This window comes from Acinetobacter sp. R933-2 (assembly GCF_030325485.1).
GTDB classification, from domain to species: domain Bacteria; phylum Pseudomonadota; class Gammaproteobacteria; order Pseudomonadales; family Moraxellaceae; genus Acinetobacter; species Acinetobacter sichuanensis.
Genome location: NZ_JACAIJ010000004.1, coordinates 122,562 through 146,461, shown reverse-complemented (window position 1 = coordinate 146,461; position 23,900 = coordinate 122,562). Strand labels below are relative to the sequence as shown.

23 protein-coding genes and 1 other RNA gene are annotated in these 23,900 nt (G+C 36.7%); 13 read left to right on the top strand and 11 right to left on the bottom strand.

The annotated features are described in order from the left end of the window. Positions 1–111: 111 nt before the first annotated feature. Together pepP and HX005_RS06265 are read right to left on the bottom strand one after the other, a co-directional pair. Complete coding sequence (gene pepP, locus HX005_RS06270; protein ID WP_286376687.1) at positions 112–1,434, bottom strand: Xaa-Pro aminopeptidase; 1,323 nt, start codon at positions 1,432–1,434, stop codon at positions 112–114. Positions 1,435–1,548: 114 nt separating this feature from the next. Then, positions 1,549–2,181, bottom strand: coding sequence for a UPF0149 family protein (locus HX005_RS06265; RefSeq protein ID WP_286376686.1), 633 nt, complete (start codon positions 2,179–2,181; stop codon positions 1,549–1,551). A 64-nt stretch (positions 2,182–2,245) separates the two neighbouring features. Between HX005_RS06265 and HX005_RS06260 the strand changes: the two genes are divergently transcribed. The 3 genes from HX005_RS06260 to ssrS all read left to right on the top strand — a co-directional run bounded on the left by HX005_RS06260 (position 2,246) and on the right by ssrS (position 3,366). Then, positions 2,246–2,797 (top strand): hypothetical protein, encoded by a 552-nt coding sequence (locus HX005_RS06260; RefSeq protein ID WP_286376685.1) that lies wholly within the window; start codon positions 2,246–2,248, stop codon positions 2,795–2,797. A 2-nt stretch (positions 2,798–2,799) separates the two neighbouring features. Continuing rightward, entirely contained in the window at positions 2,800–3,084 is a 285-nt protein-coding gene (locus HX005_RS06255) for a cell division protein ZapA (protein ID WP_107007008.1), read from the top strand. A gap of 100 nt (positions 3,085–3,184) precedes the next feature. Further along, positions 3,185–3,366: non-coding RNA, 6S RNA (ssrS, locus tag HX005_RS06250), on the top strand. Between the two features lie 146 nt (positions 3,367–3,512). On the opposite strand, the gene HX005_RS06245 is transcribed toward ssrS, so the two are convergent. Both HX005_RS06245 and HX005_RS06240 read right to left on the bottom strand, forming a co-directional pair. Further along, a complete protein-coding gene (locus HX005_RS06245) occupies positions 3,513–4,508 on the bottom strand; it encodes a hypothetical protein (protein ID WP_286376684.1) in 996 nt (331 codons plus the stop codon). Between the two features lie 138 nt (positions 4,509–4,646). Then, complete coding sequence (locus HX005_RS06240; RefSeq protein ID WP_502872726.1) at positions 4,647–5,831, bottom strand: putative solute-binding protein; 1,185 nt, start codon at positions 5,829–5,831, stop codon at positions 4,647–4,649. A 439-nt stretch (positions 5,832–6,270) separates the two neighbouring features. Between HX005_RS06240 and HX005_RS06235 the strand changes: the two genes are divergently transcribed. Together HX005_RS06235 and lon are read left to right on the top strand one after the other, a co-directional pair. Further along, on the top strand, positions 6,271–6,870 hold the full coding sequence (locus tag HX005_RS06235) for a 5-formyltetrahydrofolate cyclo-ligase (protein ID WP_286376683.1): 600 nt from the start codon (positions 6,271–6,273) through the stop codon (positions 6,868–6,870). A gap of 136 nt (positions 6,871–7,006) precedes the next feature. Then, a complete protein-coding gene (lon, locus tag HX005_RS06230) occupies positions 7,007–9,436 on the top strand; it encodes an endopeptidase La (RefSeq protein WP_286376682.1) in 2,430 nt (809 codons plus the stop codon). Between the two features lie 470 nt (positions 9,437–9,906). Here the strand turns inward: lon and HX005_RS06225 are convergent, their stop codons facing one another. Then, positions 9,907–10,863, bottom strand: a complete 957-nt coding sequence (locus HX005_RS06225; RefSeq protein ID WP_286376681.1) for a M28 family peptidase — start codon at positions 10,861–10,863, stop codon at positions 9,907–9,909. A gap of 158 nt (positions 10,864–11,021) precedes the next feature. Between HX005_RS06225 and rlmH the strand changes: the two genes are divergently transcribed. The 3 genes from rlmH (at position 11,022) to HX005_RS06210 (ending at position 13,451) form a co-directional block, all read left to right on the top strand. Then, on the top strand, positions 11,022–11,504 hold the full coding sequence (gene rlmH / locus HX005_RS06220; protein WP_107007003.1) for a 23S rRNA (pseudouridine(1915)-N(3))-methyltransferase RlmH: 483 nt from the start codon (positions 11,022–11,024) through the stop codon (positions 11,502–11,504). Between the two features lie 158 nt (positions 11,505–11,662). Next, positions 11,663–12,439: a DODA-type extradiol aromatic ring-opening family dioxygenase gene (locus tag HX005_RS06215; protein WP_286376680.1), complete on the top strand. Its 777-nt coding sequence runs from the start codon at positions 11,663–11,665 to the stop codon at positions 12,437–12,439. A gap of 235 nt (positions 12,440–12,674) precedes the next feature. Next, a complete protein-coding gene (locus HX005_RS06210; RefSeq protein WP_286376679.1) occupies positions 12,675–13,451 on the top strand; it encodes an META and DUF4377 domain-containing protein in 777 nt (258 codons plus the stop codon). Between the two features lie 447 nt (positions 13,452–13,898). Here HX005_RS06210 and gdhA read toward each other — a convergent pair whose 3' ends face one another. Beyond that, a complete protein-coding gene (gene gdhA / locus HX005_RS06205) occupies positions 13,899–15,242 on the bottom strand; it encodes an NADP-specific glutamate dehydrogenase (protein ID WP_286376678.1) in 1,344 nt (447 codons plus the stop codon). A gap of 329 nt (positions 15,243–15,571) precedes the next feature. On the opposite strand from gdhA, the gene HX005_RS06200 reads away from it, so the two are divergent. The 3 genes from HX005_RS06200 (at position 15,572) to HX005_RS06190 (ending at position 17,677) form a co-directional block, all read left to right on the top strand. Next, positions 15,572–16,363, top strand: a complete 792-nt coding sequence (locus HX005_RS06200) for an RnfABCDGE type electron transport complex subunit B (protein WP_286376677.1) — start codon at positions 15,572–15,574, stop codon at positions 16,361–16,363. Positions 16,364–16,392: 29 nt separating this feature from the next. Next, a complete protein-coding gene (gene nth, locus HX005_RS06195; protein WP_286376783.1) occupies positions 16,393–17,070 on the top strand; it encodes an endonuclease III in 678 nt (225 codons plus the stop codon). Positions 17,071–17,200: 130 nt separating this feature from the next. Then, entirely contained in the window at positions 17,201–17,677 is a 477-nt protein-coding gene (locus HX005_RS06190; protein WP_286376676.1) for a GNAT family N-acetyltransferase, read from the top strand. A gap of 1 nt (position 17,678) precedes the next feature. Here the strand turns inward: HX005_RS06190 and HX005_RS06185 are convergent, their stop codons facing one another. From HX005_RS06185 to HX005_RS06165, 5 genes are all read right to left on the bottom strand, one after another. Further along, a complete protein-coding gene (locus tag HX005_RS06185) occupies positions 17,679–18,041 on the bottom strand; it encodes a hypothetical protein (protein WP_286376675.1) in 363 nt (120 codons plus the stop codon). A 15-nt stretch (positions 18,042–18,056) separates the two neighbouring features. Next, positions 18,057–18,275 (bottom strand): hypothetical protein, encoded by a 219-nt coding sequence (locus HX005_RS06180; RefSeq protein WP_353621995.1) that lies wholly within the window; start codon positions 18,273–18,275, stop codon positions 18,057–18,059. 90 nt (positions 18,276–18,365) lie between these two features. Next, the gene (gene adk, locus HX005_RS06175; protein ID WP_107006995.1) at positions 18,366–19,019 is read right to left on the bottom strand and encodes an adenylate kinase; all 654 of its coding nucleotides are present in this window, start codon (positions 19,017–19,019) and stop codon (positions 18,366–18,368) included. Between the two features lie 71 nt (positions 19,020–19,090). Further along, the gene (locus HX005_RS06170; RefSeq protein ID WP_107006994.1) at positions 19,091–20,407 is read right to left on the bottom strand and encodes a DUF445 domain-containing protein; all 1,317 of its coding nucleotides are present in this window, start codon (positions 20,405–20,407) and stop codon (positions 19,091–19,093) included. A gap of 58 nt (positions 20,408–20,465) precedes the next feature. Beyond that, positions 20,466–20,984: a hypothetical protein gene (locus HX005_RS06165; protein WP_107006993.1), complete on the bottom strand. Its 519-nt coding sequence runs from the start codon at positions 20,982–20,984 to the stop codon at positions 20,466–20,468. 292 nt (positions 20,985–21,276) lie between these two features. Between HX005_RS06165 and mrdA the strand changes: the two genes are divergently transcribed. Together mrdA and rsmD are read left to right on the top strand one after the other, a co-directional pair. Next, positions 21,277–23,319 (top strand): penicillin-binding protein 2, encoded by a 2,043-nt coding sequence (mrdA, locus tag HX005_RS06160; RefSeq protein WP_286376673.1) that lies wholly within the window; start codon positions 21,277–21,279, stop codon positions 23,317–23,319. Beyond that, complete coding sequence (rsmD, locus tag HX005_RS06155) at positions 23,312–23,866, top strand: 16S rRNA (guanine(966)-N(2))-methyltransferase RsmD (protein ID WP_286376672.1); 555 nt, start codon at positions 23,312–23,314, stop codon at positions 23,864–23,866. The genes mrdA and rsmD overlap by 8 nt, the downstream gene beginning before the upstream one ends. The last annotated feature ends 34 nt before the right edge of the window (positions 23,867–23,900 follow it).

Genomic DNA, 23,900 nt, shown 5'->3' with positions numbered 1-23,900 from the left:
TAAAAAAACCCTCCTGTACTCAGGAGGGTAAAATCTTCAAAATGTGCCACCTTTCAAGATGACTTTTTAAGTGAAATTTTTAATATTCCACTGATTTTTACTGCACCATGCTTAGTTTGACTCTGCCATGAGTGCTTCAATATCTGCAACAGATTTCACAACATTTTTAGTCAAAACCAATGGACCATTTTGTGTTGCAACGACATCGTCTTCAATACGAATACCGATACCACGCCATTTTTTATCTACGGTTTGATCATCAGGTGCAATATACAAACCAGGTTCCACTGTCACCACCATACCTTCTTCATAGCAGCGCCATTCGCCTTGATCTTTATATGACCCTACATCATGCACATCCATACCTAACCAATGTCCTGTACCATGCATATAAAATTGGCGATAACGTTCAGTTTCAATAATCTCTTCCAAATCGCCCTGCATAATCCCTAAATCAAGTAAACCTTGAACTAAGATTCTTACCGCAACATGATGTGGTTCTTTATAAGAGTTACCAATACGTACAGCATCTATCGCAGCAATTTGTGAGTCTAATACAATTTGATATAATGCTTTTTGTTCAGGACTAAATTGACCATTTACAGGAAAAGTACGGGTAATGTCAGAAGCATAAAGCTCATATTCACAAGCTGCATCAATAAGAACTAAATCACCATTTTTCAATGGTTTATTATTTTCTACATAATGCAAAATACAGCCATTTTCACCACCACCTACGATACTATTATATGATGGCACACAACCATTTTTTCCAAAAATATAATTCAGTTCAGCCTCTAGAGCATATTCCATCATATTTGGTCGAACTGTTTGCATAGCACGGGTATGTGCTTCAGCACTAATCTCTGAAGCAATTTGCATAAGCTGAATTTCTTTGGCTGACTTATGCAAACGCATTTCGTCTACAATCTGATCAAGTTGAATGATCTGAGCAGGAACAGCCGCACCACGACGTGACTCACCTGTTGCTTTAGCAATCCACTGACTGACTCGCGCATCAAATTCAGCACGTTGCCCGATACGATAAAAAAGTTTTTCTTTATTGAGTAATTTTTCAATAATCTCTTCATCTAACAGATCAATGGCATAAGCTTCATCAGCATCATAATCGTCTATTGCACCATCAATTCCTGCACGATAACCATTCCAAATTTCCATTTCACGATTACGTTCACGACAAAAAAGACTATAGCTATAGTCTTCACATGTTGCATCTGTTTCAATAATTGCCACAGCTTCAGGCTCAGAAAAACCTGTTAAATAGAAAAAACTACTATCAGCACGAAATTTATAATCAGCATCTCGATTTCGCATCACTTCTGGACTGGTTGCAATAATCGCAATGCTATTAGGACCCATTTGTTCTGCGAGGCGGTCACGACGTTCCCGAAAATCTACTTGCGTTAATTTCATTCTTTATTCAGCTTATCATTCAATGGTAAAAATTAGTTTGGTCTTATTCAATCAAAAATAAAGGCTTTTTATGTGCAATATCATCTTAAAAAACCTTTATTTTGATGGGTAAATTTAACTAGGGCGATGTGGTGTAAACATCTCTACCACATTATTACTATCAGAAGCATCGATGACTTGCTTCATTTTACTGTGAAAATTTTGTAATAAGGAGCTTTCTAAAACTGGAATTTTCTTTCGTCCCATTGACAATGATACAGGAATTAAACGTACAAACTCATATAACTCTTGATAGCTTGCCTCACCTTCTTCATCATCATCTGACTCATCAAATTCAACAGAAGCAACATCTTGTAAACTTTCAATCAATTCTTGTTCATCTGCTCGAATATGACCTGAAGCTAAACCAAAACCGAGCACTACACCAGCACACCAATCTGCTAATGCTAAAACGCGCTCAGCAAGGCTATGCTCGTCATCTGGTAATAATGGTAAATAATCCAATTCATCTTCTGATAAAGCATGTGCAATGTCTTCGGCTTCTTCAGCTAACATTGCGAGCGCATCTTCGTTTACTTTTGGTACATCAATGGTTGATAAAATTTGTAACCATTCATCACGAGATGGCACTTCAGTAACACAAATTATACCTGTAAGTAAGCCATGTAACTCACTTGGGCTTGAAATTTCTTCAATTTGACCAAAGTTTTGATCCCAATCTGACCAACCTGAAATATCGTCTTGCATTCGCTTTTCCAATCTCTATACTTCTGTATATATTACCTTTGATTGCAGATCTGTGCGACCCGTTATGCTAGAACAATTACAGCGTCTACAAACGCATATTGGTGTTTTAAAAACACGTATTGAAAAAACTGAGAAAGAAAATGTAGCACTGTTAAAAGAGAAAGCTAACAGTGAAGAGCAGACACATACTCAGATTTTGCATAAGAATGGCATTATCACTCAAAAGCAAGATGAAATCGAAAGCTTGACTGAACAACTGTCTCAATTGCAAAAACAGTTTAATCAACTCAATACTGATGCAAAATCTTTGGCTGAACGTTATGGTCGCCTAGAAAAAAGTTGTACTGATCTAAAAACACGTTTTCAAGAGATTTTGACTGAACGTAATGAATTACGTGTAATGAAAGAAAAGCTTCACGCTGAACAGCGCCAATCTCACCAAGAGATTAAAGAATTAAATAATGAACGTGAACGCTTAATTCAGAAAAATGATCATGCGAAAACTAAAGTTGAAGCCATTATTCAACGTTTAGCTATTTTAGGTACAGAACAAGATCATCATGCGCAAGAAATTCAACAACTTGCTCATCCTGCTGAAACAAATGAGGAAGTTTAATCATGTCTGATGTTGTTATTGTTGAATTACGTTTAATTGAACAAATTTTTCGTTTAAGTACCACACCTGATAAACAAGCCGATTTAGAGCGTGCAGGAAACTTGCTCAATGAGAAATTTCAAGAATTTCGTCGTAAAGCACCAAATATGGAACATAACAAGCTTATGATCATGGTTGCTTTAGAATTAATGCAAGAGGTTTTAAGCCTTAACAAGTCCTTACAAGAATATACACATTGTGAACGGCTCCTTGAGGAAATTTTAAAAGATGTTGAAAAAGCAGTATAAACTGCTTTTTGTTTGTGCATTTGATGCAATCTAATTTATAAAAATACACATTTATTGAGAATGAGTATTTGCCACAGCATTCAGAATATGTATACTTAATATAACTCTGAGGTGTTCGCCAGTACGTCTATTCCCCTGCCGATACTTAAACTTACGGATGCGTTCTGTGTATTTTGAGTGTATGCCTACCCCGAGTAGGAAACCCAGTAAGTACGCGTCGTGTCCACCTTGAACTCATCGGGTTCAGGGTAACGACCATGCAGCGGCATCTTCGGAGAACTTAATTTTTTACAATAAACTTTAACCATCTCGTCTTTTTATTCTTTTAATATTTTTGTCTAATTGTTTGATTTAAACTCTTTTTGTAAATTTGATAGAAAAGCATAGTTCATGCTTTTCTATTTGAGTTCGTCTAGTGAATGATCAAATTATGCTTTACTTTTACAAATGTAATCTGCAATTTTTCCAGCCGCATCGTCAAAAATATAAATTAAATTTGGGTCTGTAGAACAAACAGAGGATTTAAATAAACCTTTTAAAGTCATCCAAATGCTTGTTTTTTCTGATTCGACCACAGCATTTGTTTGTACTGTACGCGTTTGTTTCATTGCATATTCAGTAAAAATTGTATGCCAATTTTGACCGAACTTTTTAATATCTGCCTCACTTGCACCATTTAAGTCAATAATTTGATTAATTTCGACAGAGTTTGGATTATAAATAGCAATAAATGGTCCATTTGAACGACGAAGTTTAGGATTGAGTTGAGTGAGTTCCTCTGCTGCGAGTTTATAATCATAAACTGCTAAAATTTCTTCACAGTCATCATTATTTTGTTGCAACTCAACTGTTACAGGCACTTTAGTCACAACTTGAGCTGTTTCAGCAACACCTTGATTTTCTGTCGCTTCTTCTACTGTTTCTAATTTTACAAAGCTATTACATAATGCAGTATTGGCTTTTTTTGCATTGGTTCCTTGACTCAATAAAATCACTGCCGATGGACGTGTACTTGCATGTACAGGCATCAAATCTGCAACACCCATGGTAAATTGGCGAGACATTGTATCTTGGGCATGAATAGGTGGCATCGCCATTACAGGCGGCATTGCCATCACGGGTGGCATGGTCATTGCAACAGGAGGAGTTAAGTCATCTAGCACACAACTTTGACCGTTTTCGAAAGTTGCTTTTAGTTGCCCCTGTTGCTCAAGAGCATCATTTAAACCGTCTATCTTGACATTTTTTGCTGTTTTACCTGATGCCAGAAAGGCTTGGCAACGGTCAGATGTCAATGTGATCTGTTGATTTTGATAACTAAATTTAAATTTACCTTGATGATTTTCCATTTTACCTGTGATCTGTGCAGAAGCAGCAAAAGACATTCCACACAAAAATAAGGTCGCACATAGTTTGTTCAGCATACATTTAACTCAATAAATAAAAACTGCTGAAATGTATCAAATAATATCGAATAAAGTTATTTAAAATCAATTATATGCTTATATATAAAACAAAAACTGTTGCTTTAAGCAACAGTTAGTATTTCCTATACACTTTATTTACTCATCGGTTAACGCACACTCAAAACTACTCGGATTTTGCCCACAACGTACTTTCTTTAATATCTTCATCATCGCAGGGTCATAATAGCCTTCTTTGGTCATTTGAACACGCGCCTCACGCATAATCTTGATATAACCAGGCTTATCTGCTTCACGGATTTCCATCCAATATTTTTCTGGTATTTCTTTTTCAATTTTATCAACAAATGCAAAAGCAGGATCTAGTTGTTTAGAGATCATTTCACGTGCAATTGACCCCATGCCTATTGGAAACTTGTTACGGTGCATAATCAAAGTACCTGTAACCTGAATAAGCGGAAATTTAATAATTCCACCTACTGTTTTTCCTGCTTTATCATTCATTCCTTTTTGTAATTCTAAGGGCTTAAATAACAAAGCAGGTCCAGCCATAATATCGACCTCTTTATTATTAAACTTGCCACCTACAGTGAGTAAATCAACAGAAATAGGCTGCGCCCCAACGTTTTGCACCAATTTTTTTTGCGTACCATCAAAGTTCATAACAGCAACTTTTTTCCCTGCCGCTTTTGCCAAAGTATCTATACGACGGTCATTAACCATAATATAAGCCGCACCTAAAGGTACAATACCGACCACCTCATAGTCTTTATTCACCATTTTAGAGTCATATTCAGGTCGTGCCAATAACTGAATTACAGCAGATAATTGCTTATAGCTTTGTACCGCACCAATGGCATCAATACTGCCCACAAATGGATTAAACTGACGTGCACGCAAATTACTAATTCCTGCACCATCACAACGTTTACTTCTAAAATCTTCTGTTAAAACACGCTCATCGGTATAAACACGTAAATTTAATTCAGTGGTGGCTTTTTTCTTTAATTTTGGATAATCCATATCTATGCGCATTTGCAGTTTAGAAGGTCGAGTGATTTTTAAATCAACACCAAAATCTTTTGCAATCTGCGCAATACGAGGTAATTCACTAATATAGGTTGTTGCTTGTTCAAAAGCTTCACCATTGGCGCCATCAGGTGAATAAACACACAAGGTCACTTGTTTAGGAATTTGCGCCCAAACTTTTGGATCATTCATTAATTGTTTAATTTTTTGTTGTGAATGTGCAGACAAAGTCAAATCCAGTTTAGGTGCAGCATAAGCCATATTTGAAACTGACCAAGGGAGTAAAATTGCCATTGCCAATAAACTGCTTTTAAACGCAGGTGCAATATACTTTTTCAAGTCATTTTTTTTGATCATATTCATGTTATTTTCCATTTTTATATCATGTGATGGTCTATGACCTTCTATCCTTATGCCTTAAGTTAAAAGAACTTGTTTTAGATTGAATTGACTGCTTAAAACCAAATGTCGTCAAAAAAGTTAAAATCTAAAAATCGTTCCACTTTTTATTTTTTATATATAAATATGAATCACTTAATACAAAGCTATTCGCTCACCGTTTATCTGATTTTTCATTAAAAATGTTTCTGTTTCTTAAGCTGATCTTTATTTTTAAATAAAATGTATGAATAGAACTCATCATTTTTTATTTCAATGATATTTGATTGGTAATATCACGCATTGCCTTGTTAATATTGAGGTTGATTTTTCAGTTTTTAAATACCTTAACCTTATGTCTAATCAAACTTTACAACTACGTAAACAACTCAGATCACAACGACGCCAATTAACAGCATTTCAACAACAACAACATGCTCAAGCTGTATTACAACATTTAAGACATTATCCGCGATTTTTTTCAGCAAAAAATATTGGTATTTATTTAGATGGGTTTGGTGAATTGCGCACCCAACATTTGATAGAACTTTGTTTTAAACATCAAAAAAATGTGTATTTACCGATGATTTGCAATATGAATCAAAGCTTACGTTGGGTCAAAATTTCACATCAACAATACAGAAATAAACGTTTTGTTCTACATAAATTAGGTATGTTTGAACCTATGACGAGTCGCGGTTTGCATGTTTCTTGTTTAGATCTGTTACTGATGCCACTCTTGGCATGTGATCTTACTGGAGCACGCATGGGAATGGGTGGTGGTTTTTATGATAGAACCTTAGCATCAGCGCCTTATAAACCCTATCGTTTAGGATTAGCACATGATTTTCAGTTTTTTGATGAAAAATTTGTTCGAAATCCTTGGGATCAAGCACTTCATGGCTTGGTGACACCAAGGAAATTAATGCACTTTCAACGTCAAATTAGCCAATAGTCATTTTTATGATTTATTTATTATCAAATACTTGACATTTTTTATGCAAATTATTTATTACAGCCCTTGTAATTTTTGAAATACACATCACTATAAAAAACATGACAAATTATTTTGTCACTCATTAGGAGTGCCCATGTCTGAGATTATTATGAATCAAGAAAACTTAGAGCCACAGGTTCCAAGTGTATTACCACTTTTAGCGCTACGTGATGTTGTGGTGTATCCACACATGCAAATTGCGTTATTTGTAGGTCGTGAAAAATCGATCAATGCAGTTGATGTGGCTCGTAACAGTGACAATTTAGTATTTGTGGTTGCGCAAAAAGATTCGCTTACAGAAGAAATTGATCACGACAACTTATATCAATACGGTACTGTCGCGAAGATCGTGCAAGTTGTGAATCACGAAAATGACGAAAACTGCATAAAAGTATTAATTGAAGGCTTACATCGTTCTAAGTTGGTACAAATTATTGACAACGATGAATATTTATCAGCTGAACATGCTTTAAGCCCAATGACTGTATCGGTTGATCAGGATACACAAGCAACACGTGTAGAAGAGTTACGTGCTTTATTTGCTCAATATGCAGAAGCAAAATTACGTAATGCACGTGAACTGATCGCAGCAGCGAATAAAATTGATGATTTATTACAATTATTATTCTTTGTTGCAACACGTGTGCCTTTGAATATTGATGTTAAACAAAAATTCTTAGAACACGATGAGTTTGAAGCACATTTACAAGAACTCATGACGTATTTATTGCAACAATCTGAAGAACAACAGATTGAGCAAACTTTACATGACTCTGTAAAACGTAATATGGAAAAAAACCAGCGCGAATACTTCCTCAATGAAAAAATGAAAGTCATTCAGCGTGAACTTTCTGACATGAATGGTGGTGCTGAAGATGATATCGCTGAAATTGAAAAGCGTTTAGCTGAAGCTGACTTACCTGAGCATGTGCGTAAAAAAGCTGAAGGTGAATTCCGTAAGCTCAAAGCGATGCAACCTGCTTCAAGTGAAGCGGCTGTGGTTCGTAACTATATCGAGGCAATTTTAGATACGCCTTGGAATAAAGCGAGCAAAGTCAGCATTAACTTGGCAAAAGCACAAGAAATTTTAGATACCGATCACTATGGTTTAGATGATGTCAAAGATCGTATCGTCGAGTATCTTGCAGTTCAATCACGTGTGAAAAAATTACGTGGTCCTATTCTTTGCTTGGTTGGTCCTCCAGGTGTAGGTAAAACTTCACTCGGTGAATCTGTTGCAAAAGCGACAGGTCGTGAGTTTGTCCGTATGGCTTTAGGTGGTGTACGTGACGAAGCGGAAATCCGTGGTCACCGTCGTACCTATATTGGTGCGATGCCGGGCAAAATTGTACAGTCATTAACCAAAGTCGGCGTGAAGAACCCATTGTTCTTACTCGACGAAATTGACAAGATGGCGCAAGACTACCGTGGTGATCCTGCTTCTGCTTTGCTTGAAGTGCTTGATCCATCACAAAACAGTAAGTTTAACGATCATTATTTAGATCTTGATCTGGACTTGTCTGAAGTCATGTTTATCTGTACTGCAAATAGCATGAACATTCCAGAAGCCTTACTTGACCGTATGGAAGTGATTCGTCTACCAGGTTATACCGAAGATGAAAAAATTAACATTGCAGACCGCTACCTTGTTCCGAAAGCAATTAAGAACAATGGTTTACGTGCCAAAGAATTGACTGTTCATGAAGAAGCAATTCGCGATATCGTGCAACGTTATACCCGTGAAGCAGGTGTTCGTAGTCTAGAACGTGAAGTGTCTAAGATTGCACGTAAAGTCGTGAAAGAAGCGGTCAGCAAAAAGGCGAAAAACCTTCAAATTGATGTCACTTCTACAAATCTTCCAGACTACTTAGGTCCACATAAGTTTGACTTTGGTATGGCTGAAGAAGAAGCACAAGTTGGTCGTGTGAATGGTTTGGCTTGGACGTCTGTCGGTGGTGAATTGCTCACCATTGAAGTTGCAGCAGTTAAAGGTAAAGGTAAATTCATCACCACTGGTTCACTCGGTGATGTGATGAAAGAGTCGATTACTGCGGCAATGACAGTGGTTCGTACCCGTGCTGATGAATTGGGTATTGAAGCTTCTCGTTTTGAAGAAACTGACGTTCACGTTCACTTACCTGAAGGTGCAACACCAAAAGATGGTCCTTCTGCGGGTCTTGCACTGACTACGGCACTTGTTTCAGCATTTACAGGCATTGCGATTCGTCCAGATATTGCAATGACAGGTGAAACCAGTCTAGGTGGTCGTGCGATGCGTATTGGTGGCTTAAAAGAGAAACTTTTGGCTGCACATCGTGGTGGTGTGAAACTGGTGTTCATTCCTCAGGACAACGTACGTGATTTGGCAGAAATTCCTGAAAACGTCAAAGAAGGCTTAGAAATTAAAGCAGTGAAAAGTATCGATGAGATTCTGCCACTTGCTTTGGTTGAACAACCAACACCTTTGGTTAAAGCACCAATTGTTAAAGCAGTTGATGATGGTAAAAAAGCGGCTCGCCACTAAAATATATTGAGTGATCTCGCATAAGAAAGAGCGCTTCGGCGCTCTTTCTTTTTTATGATATAGAGATAAAATGATTGAACCAAAAAATTCATTTATACATGTTCTCTTACAATATAAAGATTTTAATTTATTAAATTTATAGCACAATAATAGTGATTATATTTTAAACAAAAACCATTGAAATCAAATATAATTTATAGGAGATAAAATCTTATATATAAAAATATACATTGCAATGAGTCATATACCAAGTTTGTTTATATAGTTTATCTTAATTCTATATTTATTTTAATTGAGTACCTTGAAAAAATAAAAATAGACTCAATATTTATAGTAATCACTAAACTTCTTATAGTTTCCAGTTGATTAACTTCAATCTGAATCTCCAGACAGAGCGAAGTTAAAACACAGTCTAAGTTTTAAGACTGTGTTTTTTTATGTCACTTAAAATATAGCCAATTTTATCTTGATTATTCTTTTTCTAGCAAACTATACACCACACCATTAATGACATCCGTCATTTTATTTACATTCAATTTTTCAACCGTATCATCTTTGGTATGATAATGTTTATTTCTAAAAAATGCCGTATCTGTGATCATAATTGCAGGTATTTCAACATTCCAATAATTCATATGATCTGAAAAATCAATTCCTTTAACAAAGGATGGTGCAACCAAACGTTGACAATCTAAACGCTTTAAATCTTTCATTGAATCACAATATTTTTCACCTAAATGACGTGAACTAAAGTTACTCACTGCTCCAATAAAATTGCCATGTTTAGGATAAAACAACCCTAAACCTGAGGGGTATTCTTGTATTTCTTTATGGTCAAAATAGCCAATCATTTCTAAAATATAAACGGCTTGAATTTGAGATTTTTCATTTAAAATAGATTGAGCATGTACATAGCTTCCCATATGCTCAGTACGAAAATAGGGTGGCTCTTCTAAGGTATAAAAAACAAAATCGACATTATGTTTTAAACGTGTTTTATTTGCCGCCAAAATTCGTGCAGTTTCAATCACACCTGCCACACCTGAAGCGTTGTCATCTGCACCTTTGAAATTTCCATAAACATCGTAATGCGCACCAATAATGACTTTTTTAGAGTTTCCTGTTTGTAAATGACATACCACATTACGGTAAGTTTTGCCTTCCACCTGATAAGGTTGATATTCGCAAGGAATTGAAAATTGCTCAATTTGCTTTTTTAAGTAAGCTGCAACACGATCTAATTCTTTGGTATTTTCATAATTTCTAAAAGCATAAGGTGCAATAATATAATCTAAATAACCATTTAAACGGTATGCATCCGCTTGACGATGAATACTGGTATCTGCATAAATATTACAAGCAAAACCACAAATAACGCTCACACTTGCTAATTTTTTAAATTTTTGAAAGAGATTTTTAATGTACATTTCCTCGCCTTTTTATGCATTTTTTTAAATTTTAAAATTGTATTGGATGACGATTTACATCATCTGTGAATTTTTTACACCATCTATGAATTTTCTCGTCCTGAGCATCAACAATATAACGTTATAATATTGAGATTGCCACGTTAGATCATGTTTATATGAAAATCCGTATTCTGACCATCGGTCAAAAAATGCCTGCTTGGGTACTGACAGGTTTTGAAGATTATTTCAAACGTATTCAACCCTTTGTACAAACTCAAATCATTGAACTGCCTATGGCAAAACGTGGAAAAAATGATTCTGAAGCCGATATTTTAAAATACCGTCAAATTGAAGGTGACAGCATACTTGCGCAGTTAAAGCACAATGAAGTTCTCATTGCCCTTGAAGTAGGTGGTCGTGAGTTCAGCACCGAGAAACTCGCAGAAACCATGAAAGGTTGGATGCTTGAAGGCTATGATGTTGCTTTAGCCATTGGTGGACCAGATGGGCATTCTGAAGCTGTGCGCAAAGCTGCTGCATGGCATTGGTCACTGTCTAAACTCACCCTGCCACATCCATTGGTACGTGTTATGTTGATTGAACAATTGTATCGTGCAATGAGTATTAACCATAATCATCCCTACCACCGTGCAGGTTAAAACACTATTTTTAACATTAGTTTGCAGCGTTGCATCAATGCAACATTCTGTTGAAATTACAAGGCTTATGTCTTGAAAAAAACTCAGGCATTATTGGAACATTCATACAGTTCTGGTGAATGCTCTATCTTTTTGTTCTTCTGTTTAGGCGTATTGTTATGAATTTACAAACACTTCCGGGTTTATTTATTTCACATGGTTCTCCCATGCTTGCGCTTGATCCTGAACAAGTTGGTCCAGCACTGCAACGTTTGAGTTTGAATCTTCCTCAGCCTCAAGCCATCATCATCATGTCAGCGCATTGGGAAAGTGAAGCGCTTGAGGTGAGCACTGCTGTACGTCCTGAAACATGGCATGACTTTCGTGGTTTTCCACAAGAACTTTACGAAATTCGTTATCCTGCTGCGGGTCATCCTGAATTAGCAGAAGAAATTTTGCATCTTTTAGCAGAAGCGCATATTCCTGCGCATGCCAATAGCACACGTCCTCGTGATCACGGTGTGTGGATGCCTCTCTTACATATGTATCCTGAAGCCAATATTCCTGTGGTCGAAATTTCTTTGCCTATGAATATGAGTGCAGAGCAAATTTATCAGATTGGACAAGTGCTTGCACCATTACGTGAAAAGCAAATTTTATTGATTGGTTCAGGAAGTATTACTCATAATTTAAGAGAGCTGTCTTGGAATGGTGACAATAGCAATGTGCCAACATGGGCATCGACTTTTAGAAATTATGTCGTCAGTAAATTGACCCATAGTGATTATGATGCTGTGTTAGATTGGCAACAGATTCCTTTTGTACAAAAAAATCACCCAACACTTGAGCATTTTGCCCCACTGTTTTTTGCTATGGGTACAGGTACACGATTTAGTGTAGTACATAGCAGTTTCTCAATGGGTGCTTTAGGTATGGATCTTTACCGTTTCGATTAAAATGCCGATTTATTTAATTGAGAATAAGTGATCACTGGATTGCTTATTCTTAAGTTTTATCTGCTTTTCTTTTTCTACTTTTAACTATAATTACTTAAAAATAACATTTTGTTCAGTTTCATTTAACTTTCTACCTGATTCGTTACATTTTTAAACCGAATAATTCAATTCTATCCATATCTTTTAAATCTACCTGTTTTATCCTATACACAATTTATTGATACTGTGAATAAACATGAAATTCAAATATTTAGCTTTAGCAATTCTGCCATTGGCTGTGGCTGCTTGTCAGTCTAGTGACATTCAAAAAGTTGGAGATTTAGCAGTGTCAGTGTTACAACAACAAAATGCAGATAAAATTTTACCGACTTATCAATGGTCAGCAGATACTGGTGCAGCTAAACCATTAGTACTGAATTTTGCTCAAGATGGCAGCTTAGGTATTTCTACGAGCTGTAATGGTATGTCTACGAGCTGGAAAATTGAAAATAACCAAATTGTTAGCACCAATGTAGCATCTACATTGATGGCATGTTCAGGTGATGCAGCAAAACAAGAAAGTCTTGCAGCAAGCTTGTTTGAACAAGGTAAAACTGCTTTTGTATTAAATACAAGTAATCCACAAAACCCAACGTTGACCCTGACATCTGCTAAAGGTGAAAAAGTGGTATTTACAGGTCAATTAACACCTGAAACAAAATACCAATCTCAAGGTGAAACCATTTTCCTTGAAATTTCACCTGAAACTAAAGAATGTACTGCGGGTGTAATGAAGAAACAATGCTTACAAGTTCGTGAAATCAAATATGCGGACAATGGCGTTAAAACACAAGTAGATAAAGACTGGACGTTGTTCTACGACAATATTGATGGTTTCACTCATACAACCGATGAGCGTCAAGTCGTGCGTATTAAGCGTTATGAAATTAAAAATCCTGCGGCTGATCAATCTAAATATGCTTATGTACAAGACATGATCATTGAGCGTGAAGCGGTTAAAGGTTCTCTTTAATTTTTATACATCAAAATAGTTTTTTTAAAACCGATGTTTAGGCATCGGTTTTTTTAACACTAAAATTATTTTTTATCATTCAAAGCAAATAAGTGATGTGCTTAATCAAAATATTACGATTTTTCCCTGTCTTGTTTTGATATCTGCCTGTCAAAACTCCCCCATTCAAAATCAATCTCTAAACCCTACTACTCCGCTACCCACACAGCAATTCATTGATGTATTAACACAACATGAACAACACATTGCTCGAATCATGTCGAAGCCTATGAATATCAGGTTTGACTTTTCAACGCCTTTACCAATATTAATTTTAGAATCAAAATATCAACCCAATATGATTTTCCAAGCCATTCCACGGAAACAAGACCTAAAATCAACTTGATTCAATGCCATAAAAAACCGATGCAAAAGCATCGGTTTTTAGATTTATTCGAGGCTTAAAGCTTAGAATACACCTTGTGCGATCATCGCATCAGCTACTTTTACGAAGCCTGCAATATTTGCACCATTTACATAGTTCACAGTACCGTCTTCTTCAGTACCATATTTCACACAGTTACGGTGAATTTCTTTCATGATCGCATGTAAACGCTCATCTACTTCTTCAAATGTCCAACCCAAACGGATTGAGTTTTGTGACATTTCAAGCCCAGAAGTCGCAACACCACCGGCATTTGATGCTTTACCTGGTGCATAAAGAATTTTCGCTTCAACGAATTTCTCTACAGCTTCAAGTGTAGAAGGCATGTTTGCACCTTCAGCTACACAGATCACGCCATTAGCAAGAAGTGCAACAGCATCATCTTCATTCAATTCATTTTGTGTTGCACATGGTAGTGCGATATCACATTTGATTGACCAAGGACGTTGACCTTCAAGATATTCAAAACCGTGTTTAGATGCAAATTCTGAAATACGACCACGTTTTACATTTTTAAGTTCCATCACTTCACATAAAAGTTCAGTAGTAAAACCATTTTTAACGTATACCGTACCGTTAGAGTCTGAAAGTGAAACTACTTTCGCACCTAAGTACATCGCTTTTTCAGCAGCAAACTGAGCAACGTTACCAGAACCTGAAATAGCGACAGTCTTGTCTTTAAAGCTTTCACCACGAGTTTTAAGCATTTCTTCAGCAAAATAAACTGTACCGAAGCCAGTTGCTTCTGGACGTGCCAAAGAGCCACCAAAAGACAAACCTTTGCCTGTAAATACGCATGAAGTGTCATTGCTGAGCTTCTTCATCATACCAGCCATGTAACCCACTTCACGACCACCTACACCGATATCACCCGCTGGAATATCTGTATTTGAACCAAGGTGACGATAAAGTTCGATCATTAACGCTTGGCAGAAACGCATGATTTCGCCTTCTGACTTACCTTTAGGGTTAAAGTCAGAACCACCTTTACCACCGCCCATTGGCAATGTAGTCAAAGCATTTTTAAAAGTTTGTTCGAAACCTAAAAATTTTAAAATTGAAAGGTTTACAGATGGGTGGAAGCGCATACCACCTTTGAATGGTCCAATTGCAGAGTTATATTGAACACGGAAAGCACGGTTTACTTGTGTTTGACCTTGGTCATCTAACCAAGATACACGGAATTGAATCGCACGTTCTGGCTCTACAAGACGTTCAAGCAAACCATAATCTGCATATTGTGGATTTTTCTCAATAAATGGCCATAAGCTGGTCATTACTTCTTCTACAGCTTGCAGAAATTCGGGTTGGTTTGGATCACGTGCTTTAACGTAATCTAGGAAGTCATTCAGGCTAGTATATTTCAACGCTCAATCCTCAGCATAAGGGGTGAATCAAAATTGGTCAAATTTTTCAAAAGAATGATATATTTTGGCGCAAAGTATTTAATCTCTTTTGTTAACAATCTACAACACTTTTTCTAATGTTTTTTTAAATAATTATTAAATTCAACATGATATTTACTAATAAATAAAAAAAATTATGCCCATTCAGTCGCATTTTTCATATATTCACTGTGGCATTTTTGCTCATATTTAGCGCATTTTTCGTCCTATTTTGGATCAACCACAAAACCCTAGGAATATGTTAAAATTTATTCGTATTTTATTTTCCTGACCCCGCAAGTTTTTATCGCATGAATTCGCAAATTTCTCTCATCCAACAAATCGATGCCCTACTTCCACAAACTCAATGTGGATTATGTGGTCATCGTGATGGTTGTCTGCCTTACGCTCAATCTATTGCTCAAGGGGAAGCTGCGAATAAGTGTATACCTGGTGGGCAACCTGTTGCCGATGCTTTGGCACAACTTCTCAATCGTGAACAATTGGTTGCTGAAGAAAGTGTTTGGGCGACTCAAAGCGATGGTCGTCCACAACGTATGAAAGCGATTATTCGTGAAGATGAATGTATTGGCTGTACCAAATGTATCAGTGCCTGCCCCGTCGATGCGATCATTGGCTCTGGAAAGCTGATGCACACGATTTTGACAGACTTATGTACAGGCTGTGAACTATGCATTCCTCCATGTCCTGTAGACTGTATTGACCTTGTTGAAGACACTCAAGCAATTCCTGATGAACTTCACCGTATTGCTGAACAAAATGATTTACGCCAACGTTATTATTCACATATTCAACGTGAAGAAAAACGCCGTATTCATCGTAAAGGTCCTGTCGTACGTGCTGAGATTGACACCCAACTTTTTGCACAATTTTCGACACAAATCCAAGAATTCCCTTCAATTCAACTCAGTGATAAAAGCCCAGAGAGCACACCTACAATAGATGCTAAAACAACGATTGAACTTGCTAAAATTCGTACACAAATTAAGAAGTTAGAAAAACAACTATCTGTGCGTATGGATGAGAAAAAACAAATTCAACTCAATGAATTACAGCAACAATTAAGTGCTTTACAAAACTAAAAGAGGAGAAAATTGTGACTGTTAAAAATATGACTAAAAAGCAAATTCAGACTTTTTTTGAAATTTTGCGTGAACAACGTCCTCATCCTGAAACAGAGCTAAATTATTCAAATGCTTTTGAGCTTTTAGTTGCAGTCACTCTATCTGCTCAAGCCACAGATGTCAGTGTCAATAAAGCCACAGACAAACTCTTTCCCATCGCCAACACACCAGAGCAAATTTATGCGCTTGGTGTAGATGGTTTAAAAGAATATATAAAAACCATTGGTTTATATAACTCTAAAGCTGAAAATGTCATCAAAGCCTGTAAAATTTTGATTGAGAAACATAATAGCCAAGTCCCTGACAATAGAGCTGATTTAGAGGCTTTACCTGGTGTAGGACGTAAAACTGCCAATGTTGTGTTAAATACTGCATTTGGACAGCCTACAATGGCTGTAGATACTCATATTTTCCGTTTGGGCAATCGTACTGGCTTAGCCGTGGGTAAAAATGTATTAGAAGTTGAACATCGCCTCATAAAAGTCATTCCTAAAGAGTTTATTTTAGACTCACATCACTGGTTAATTTTACATGGTCGTTATACCTGTATTGCACGTAAACCGAAGTGTGGCGAATGTGTTGTTTCTCATGTTTGTAATTGGACTGATAAATATGAGTTTGGTGCAGCAAAAGAAATCAAAAATAAGCCCTTAGACCAAGCCTAATCATGATTTTAGGCTATTGATTTTCGAGTTTTAACATTAAATTATTTCAATATTTGAAGCTTTAAAATTGAAATAAAAGCTGTGTGATACTTATAATTTAGATCAAACAATCATTTTAAAAATCATCAAAATGTCTAAAATAATGATTCGACAACTGAACGCTGATGATGTTGGTGACTTTAGAACCATTCGACTTTCAGCACTCAAAAATTCGCCTGAAATGTTTGGCTCATCTTATACAGTTGAAGCTACGAAACCATTGAGTGTTTTCGCCGAAGTTATTACAAATTATGTTATTTTTTCCGCTTATACACAGCAAAAAATTATTGGTGTATTGATTCTTGATCTAGAAAATGACTCAAAAAATAAGCCTCAAGCACAGCTATATGGCTTTTTTGTTGAACCCGCTTTTCGTGGACAAGGCATTGCAACACAACTTTTACAAGCAGGCATTCAGTATGGTCAGCCATATGTAGAAAAAATTACACTTTCAGTGATGACGAGCAATATTCCTGCTATTCGTTTATATCAAAAACTTGGTTTTAAAATTAATGTTTCTAGTGAAATGAATGATGAAAATGAAGTCAAAATGATTTTCTTTTATTAATTTACTTTACAACAACCAAGTCATATTCCTTACGAAAATAAATATTTCCACCATAAGCATTACGGGTTGCACCTTCCAAAACGATTCGATACTGACCTGAGTGCGTGGGTGTACCTTTGATTTCGATGGTATGTTCACTATAAGGAAGTTGCCCTACCCCTGTATACATTTTCAACCCAGAATTTATAGGGATAGAAGTATCAACAAATAAACCATCGATCAAGGTAACTTTTTCAATCTCAATTTTAGCATTGTAATATTGTCCCACGACCGCATTGGGCAAAACTTTCGGCGTAATCTGAATCTCTTGAGTACATGCCATTAAAAACAAACTAAACAATAAACATAAAGCTTTTATCTTCATGCAACTCCAGATGTATTATTTATTTTTATTTTCCAAATCTCTTTTCATTTGTTCTAATCTTTTCCATTCCTCAGCAAGCTGTGGATGAACTTTATAATCTGCAGTTTTTCTCATTTCTCTACGTTCTTGCAACTCTTCTTTTTGTGCTTTACGTAATAATTTAAAACTGATCACCAATAAGCCCAGTAAAACAAGAACACTTAAAACAACCAAGGCAATTAATGCAATTTTAATCAAGATTTTATTCCTCAGCCATAAAAAAGAGCCCTAATATGAATGAGGACTCTTTTTTTGTCAAAGTTTTAACAACTTTGCACAATGGTTTTATTTATCTAAGATTGCGAATAAATCTTTTTGAACAACTTCGATATCACGTAAACCATCTAACTTATCATAAGTTGGTGCATTTTCACCTGAAGCGGCACGACCTTGATAAAAACCAACTAATTGTTCAGTTTCAGTATGATAAGAACCTAAACGTTTACGAATCGTTTCTTCTTGATCATCTGGACGTTGAATAAGATCTTCACCAGTTTCATCATCTTTACCTTCCACTTTTGGTGGGTTGTAAATTGTATGATAAACACGACCAGAAGCCGCATGCTGGCGACGACCAGAAAGACGTTTTACAATCTCTTCATCTGGTACATCAATTTCAATCACGTGATTGATAGCAATCCCTTCTTTTTCCAAAGCTTCAGCTTGAGGAATCGTACGTGGGAAACCATCAAAGATACAACCATTGACACAATCAGGCTGTGCAATGCGTTCTTTTACTAAACCAATAATCAATTCATCTGATACTAAACCACCAGATTCCATAACATTTTTAGCTTTAAGACCTAATTCAGTACCTTCACGAATTGCAGCACGGAGCATATCACCGGTTGAAATTTGTGGGATATTGTAGCGCTTACAGATCAACTGAGCTTGAGTACCTTTGCCTGCTCCAGGTGGTCCGAGTAGGATAATGCGCATAAAAAACATCCTCTTTTAAAACAATATGTATGATACCTACGATGATCCCTCTGGGATGCACGGGTATCTATTTATAAGAAAGCAACAAACAAATGGATTAGACCTGCTAAAAATCCTGTGACTCCTCCCAAAACAATCAAAAGCCATTCGTCTTCTCTAAAGGCAGGACGTAATAGATTTTGAAACTCTGTTGGTGTCAGTTCACGGATCCGCTCTCTAAACATTTGAAAGATTTTCTGTGCACGGCTCGCATTAAAGGCTGGGTCGCTTACAGGCACCATCGTAATTTCAATGGAACGATCAATCAAGTCTGTTTTAAGTTTAGCATATTCCGAAGGACCTATAGAAAGTTGTAAAGCTGTTCGTATCAATGGCGTTTCCATGATGCTATTCACATGGCGCTTAATAATACGACGTGTTTTTTCCTTTCTTGGTCCATACATCATTTCGGTCATGATAGATTTTAAAGTAATTAGGTCTTCTGTGACTACACTTGCGAAGACATCTGATACCTCATCCTGACGTTTCATGAATGCACCTTGCACATTATATGTACCGATACGCGGAATTACAGGTTTAATCCAAGGAAACTTCTTGTCTTTTGTACGCTCAAAAAATTGTGGATAGCGAACATAATGTGGATAAACAGGGTTAAATACCATCCAAATTGCAATCCAGTTGGTTAAAAAGCCCCAAATTGCTGCAAATACAGGCACAGTACGATGGTCAGGAATCAGAATATAGACTGCCATTTGGAAGATACCAAAGAGCATTCCTATTAATGCACTGATATGCCAAATAAAATTAATTTCTTTTTGCCCAACCTTTAAGAACATGCGTACCATTAAACGGCGGTCACCTTCCATTTGTCGTACAACCATTTCTTTCATATTAACCAATGATTCAACATTCATGGTTAACTCAGTCACGAGACCTTTTAAGATATTTGGCATTTGTTGATGCGCTTGGGCATAAATACGACGCTTAATGGAATAAGGTAGATTTTCCCACAAGACAGCATTACGATCTAACATGACTTCATCAATCAAATGTTCAAGCTCAAAACCGACTTGCTCACCAATGATACGTGCCATATCTTCTGGCTCCATAGCATTCAGGAACTCATTGAGTGAACCTAACTTAGACAAAGTATTATCTGTAATAATGCCTGAGATACGTCCTGCTTTGCGTGGCACAATTCCTTGCCAGCCTACAGGCAGTGGACCAATATGAAATCCCCAAAACTTAATTGGATAAAACACCATTTTCAGTGCCATCCATACATGTATCCACGTCACAAAAGCTGTCACCGGCACAATACTTAATATTGCAAGATGATCAGGTCGACTAAAAAAAGCTTGCCACAAATCGTTAACGTATTCCAACATGCATGACTCTCATATTTATTTCTATTTGCGGTCTAAAGAAAATGGATAAACATAAAAATTAAAGCCCCACACTCAATGTGTAAGCAAATTGAATTTGTGGTCGAGTTTCTTCAATCATATTGCCATTTCGATCATGTAATTCACTGCCCGCACCCATTCCAACACTGAATGTACTAATGCGCTCTTTGTTGAGTAAAACATATGACAAGTCTACACCTGCCCCATATTGAACTTTATCACCATTATCTACTTTTTTACTTTTGAGTGAACCACCATAAACGCCAACGTAGAAGCCATTTTTGTCAGTTCCATTTAAAACAACAGGATAGCGAAAGCCGACTTGCCCACCAAACTCATGATCACCATTTACAAATGCGCCCAATTTAGCATAAGCAATGCCATAGGGGTTGACCCATTCACCATTAAAGTGTGCTAATTTTTGTGTTAGACCTGCACCAGCATTAAGAGTTGAGGTATCGCTTGATTTTAATTTGGCTTCTGGTAAATAGTCTTGCCAATCGGCATATGCACTATTCCCTAATCCAAAAAGTAATATTAAGGGAAAGATTTTTTTCATTATTTTCTCCATTGTCCCTAATTTTGGGTCAAACATAATCTTCCATATTTTTCCGACTTTAACAGAATTATCACGCAACTCATATACAAAACCCTAGAAATTTAGTGTCTATAAGGTCAAAGCATAAATCGTTAAGGCAATCATCTGTATTTTTATAAGCCTATTTATAAATATGCCATTTTTACAGATTTTTATAGAGATTCAAAACGAATATTTCTAATTTTGCTGCAATTCTAAGGTAAAATGGCTGCCCGCAGTATCCATTCATTTAACACAGTAAGTCGAACTTAATATGAAACAACAGTTTCCTTTAAAAAATGTTCAGCAAGAAAAGCGTATCTTTCGCAGTCGCATTTTTTTTGCTATTGGCATTGTTTCATTTTTTTTGCTCTTACTGGTGGCTCGTTACGCCTATTTACAAATTTTTCATTATGAAGAGTTTAGCCAAGCTTCAGATAAAAATCGAATTCGCCTACAGCCTATAGCGCCTCCTCGTGGCTATATTTATGATCGTAACGGTATTTTACTTGCCGATAATTACCCTGTCTTTACAGCAACATTAAGTAAAGCCGATATTGAAGATATTGATGATACGGTTAAACGTCTCACACCTATTTTAAATTTAACAGAAGAAGATATTGATCGTTTTTCAAGTCGTATTAAAACATCCAAGAAAACTGAACGTGTCACACTCAAATTAAACTTAACTGAAGTGGATATTGCCCGTTTTAGTGAAGTGAAGTTTCAATTTCCCGGTGTTGATATTGAAACCCAAATGACACGTTACTACCCACATGGCGAATTATTTGCGCATGTTATTGGTTATGTTGGGCGTATTAATGATAAAGAGCTTAAAGCGATTGATAAAGATGCTTATGCAGGCACAAATTTAATTGGGAAAATTGGCGTTGAAAAATCTTATGAAGATTTATTGCATGGCGCTCCTGGTTATGAATCCATTGAAGCGGATGCACATGGTAATGTATTACGTCATTTAGGTCGTAAAGAATCAACACGTGGTAATGATTTATTTTTGTCTTTAGATTATGGCTTGCAAAGTGTTGCTTCTGAACAGTTAGCAGGACGACGTGGTGCGATTGTTGCGATTGACCCACGTACAGGAGAAATTTTAGCCTTAGTTTCAAGTCCAAGTTTTAATCCTAACCTGTTTGTTACAGGGATTGGGCATGCTGACTATAGTGCTTTACGTGACAATTTAGACCAACCTTTATATAACCGAGCGGTTCAAGGAAGTTACCCTCCTGGTTCCACAATTAAACCAATGGAAGCGCTTGGTGGCATTCATTTTGGTACAGTTGACTGGGGAACCACGATTTCTGACCCTGGATATTTCCATTTACCTGGTGACTCACACAAATTCCGTGATTGGAAAAAAACTGGTCATGGTAGTGTAAATATGCACAAATCTATCGTGGTTTCTTGTGATACTTATTTCTATATTCTTGCCCATCAAATGGGTATAGAAAGAATGAATGAGTGGATGCGTCAGTTTGGTTTTGGTGAAAAAACTGGTGTAGATTTACCAAGTGAAAGTACAGGTTTATACCCAAGTCCTGAATGGAAAATGCGTACTCGTAAAAGTAAATGGCTCAAAGGTGAAACCATTTCGGTCAGTATTGGTCAAGGTGCATTTACCGCAACGCCATTACAATTAGCCATGGCAACAGCAATTACTGCAAATCATGGTGCGCATGTTATTCCACATGTATTACGTGAATCTAAAGGCGCTAAAAAACACCAAGTACTCAATGCTCCTACTGGAAAAATTAATTTCAATGGAACAGATAATGACTGGATCAAAATGCGTGAAGCGATGGTCGATGTGATTCAAAGCGGTACAGGTCGTGGTATTCGTACACCAATGTATCAAATCGCAGGTAAAACAGGGACAGCGCAGGTAAAAAGTATTGCACAAGGTAAACGCTATAATGAATCTATTTTAACAGAGCGCCAACTTGACCACGGTCTATTCGTTGGCTTCGCACCTGCTGAAAACCCTGAAATTGCGATTGCTGTCATTTGGGAAAATGGTCGTCATGGTGGTTCGGCTGCCAAAATTGCACGTCCTATTTTTGATTATTGGTTACTGAAACGTGAAAAAAATCCGATTCTTCCAACAAATCATCAAATCAGTGGCGGTTTAATGACAGCAGGCATTAAACCTGGTGAGCTTCCAAGTGGTGAAGCTAATTTAGCAGCTGATCCTAATGCTGTACTAAAACCAAATGCAACAAAACCAAATACCACTACACCAACACACCAGCCTATAGCTCCTGTAGCAGCTATTCCACATGAGACTGAATTAAGTGACTAAAGCAAAAAATCAATTACGGATTATTGGTGGAGAATGGAAACGTCGTTTATTGCCATTTGCAGATATTGAAGGCTTACGCCCTACTCCTGACCGAGTGCGTGAAACCTTATTTAACTGGTTAATGTGGGATGTACAAAATAGTCATGTTTTAGATTTATGTACAGGTTCTGGAGCTTTAGCTTTTGAGGCGTTATCTCGTGGTGCTGCCAAAGTCACAATGATTGAACCCAACCAAACCCAAGCCACTGTTCTAAAAGATAATATTAAACTCTTAAAAGCGGAAAATTGTCATCTCAAAGTAATGACTGCACAACAAGCACTTCAACAACTCAAAGACCCATTTGATTTAGTGTTTTTAGATCCGCCGTATAGCCTAAATTTATGGCAAGAGTTAGCTTTAGCAGTCGATCCTCTGATTCAATCTCAAGGTTTTATTTATGTTGAAGCAGATCAAGCATTACAACTTTTAGATTTACCTGCACATTGGCAACTGGTCAAACAGACCAAAGCAGGTGTTGTACACGCTGGATTATTTCAAAAAGCGTAAAGTAAAAAGCTCAGTAAAATATACTGAGCTTTTT

What these genes read in the sequence shown, in the direction of transcription:
- pepP (WP_286376687.1), bottom strand. Translation starts at nt 1,434, where the DNA reads ATGAAATTAACGCAAGTAGATTTTCGGGAACGTCGTGACCGCCTCGCA.
- HX005_RS06265 (WP_286376686.1), bottom strand. Translation starts at nt 2,181, where the DNA reads ATGCAAGACGATATTTCAGGTTGGTCAGATTGGGATCAAAACTTTGGT.
- HX005_RS06260 (WP_286376685.1), top strand. Translation starts at nt 2,246, where the DNA reads ATGCTAGAACAATTACAGCGTCTACAAACGCATATTGGTGTTTTAAAA.
- HX005_RS06255 (WP_107007008.1), top strand. Translation starts at nt 2,800, where the DNA reads ATGTCTGATGTTGTTATTGTTGAATTACGTTTAATTGAACAAATTTTT.
- HX005_RS06245 (WP_286376684.1), bottom strand. Translation starts at nt 4,508, where the DNA reads ATGCTGAACAAACTATGTGCGACCTTATTTTTGTGTGGAATGTCTTTT.
- HX005_RS06240 (WP_502872726.1), bottom strand. Translation starts at nt 5,831, where the DNA reads ATGGCAATTTTACTCCCTTGGTCAGTTTCAAATATGGCTTATGCTGCA.
- HX005_RS06235 (WP_286376683.1), top strand. Translation starts at nt 6,271, where the DNA reads ATGTCTAATCAAACTTTACAACTACGTAAACAACTCAGATCACAACGA.
- lon (WP_286376682.1), top strand. Translation starts at nt 7,007, where the DNA reads ATGTCTGAGATTATTATGAATCAAGAAAACTTAGAGCCACAGGTTCCA.
- HX005_RS06225 (WP_286376681.1), bottom strand. Translation starts at nt 10,863, where the DNA reads ATGTACATTAAAAATCTCTTTCAAAAATTTAAAAAATTAGCAAGTGTG.
- rlmH (WP_107007003.1), top strand. Translation starts at nt 11,022, where the DNA reads ATGAAAATCCGTATTCTGACCATCGGTCAAAAAATGCCTGCTTGGGTA.
- HX005_RS06215 (WP_286376680.1), top strand. Translation starts at nt 11,663, where the DNA reads ATGAATTTACAAACACTTCCGGGTTTATTTATTTCACATGGTTCTCCC.
- HX005_RS06210 (WP_286376679.1), top strand. Translation starts at nt 12,675, where the DNA reads ATGAAATTCAAATATTTAGCTTTAGCAATTCTGCCATTGGCTGTGGCT.
- HX005_RS06200 (WP_286376677.1), top strand. Translation starts at nt 15,572, where the DNA reads ATGAATTCGCAAATTTCTCTCATCCAACAAATCGATGCCCTACTTCCA.
- nth (WP_286376783.1), top strand. Translation starts at nt 16,393, where the DNA reads ATGACTAAAAAGCAAATTCAGACTTTTTTTGAAATTTTGCGTGAACAA.
- HX005_RS06190 (WP_286376676.1), top strand. Translation starts at nt 17,201, where the DNA reads ATGTCTAAAATAATGATTCGACAACTGAACGCTGATGATGTTGGTGAC.
- HX005_RS06185 (WP_286376675.1), bottom strand. Translation starts at nt 18,041, where the DNA reads ATGAAGATAAAAGCTTTATGTTTATTGTTTAGTTTGTTTTTAATGGCA.
- adk (WP_107006995.1), bottom strand. Translation starts at nt 19,019, where the DNA reads ATGCGCATTATCCTACTCGGACCACCTGGAGCAGGCAAAGGTACTCAA.
- HX005_RS06170 (WP_107006994.1), bottom strand. Translation starts at nt 20,407, where the DNA reads ATGTTGGAATACGTTAACGATTTGTGGCAAGCTTTTTTTAGTCGACCT.
- HX005_RS06165 (WP_107006993.1), bottom strand. Translation starts at nt 20,984, where the DNA reads ATGAAAAAAATCTTTCCCTTAATATTACTTTTTGGATTAGGGAATAGT.
- mrdA (WP_286376673.1), top strand. Translation starts at nt 21,277, where the DNA reads ATGAAACAACAGTTTCCTTTAAAAAATGTTCAGCAAGAAAAGCGTATC.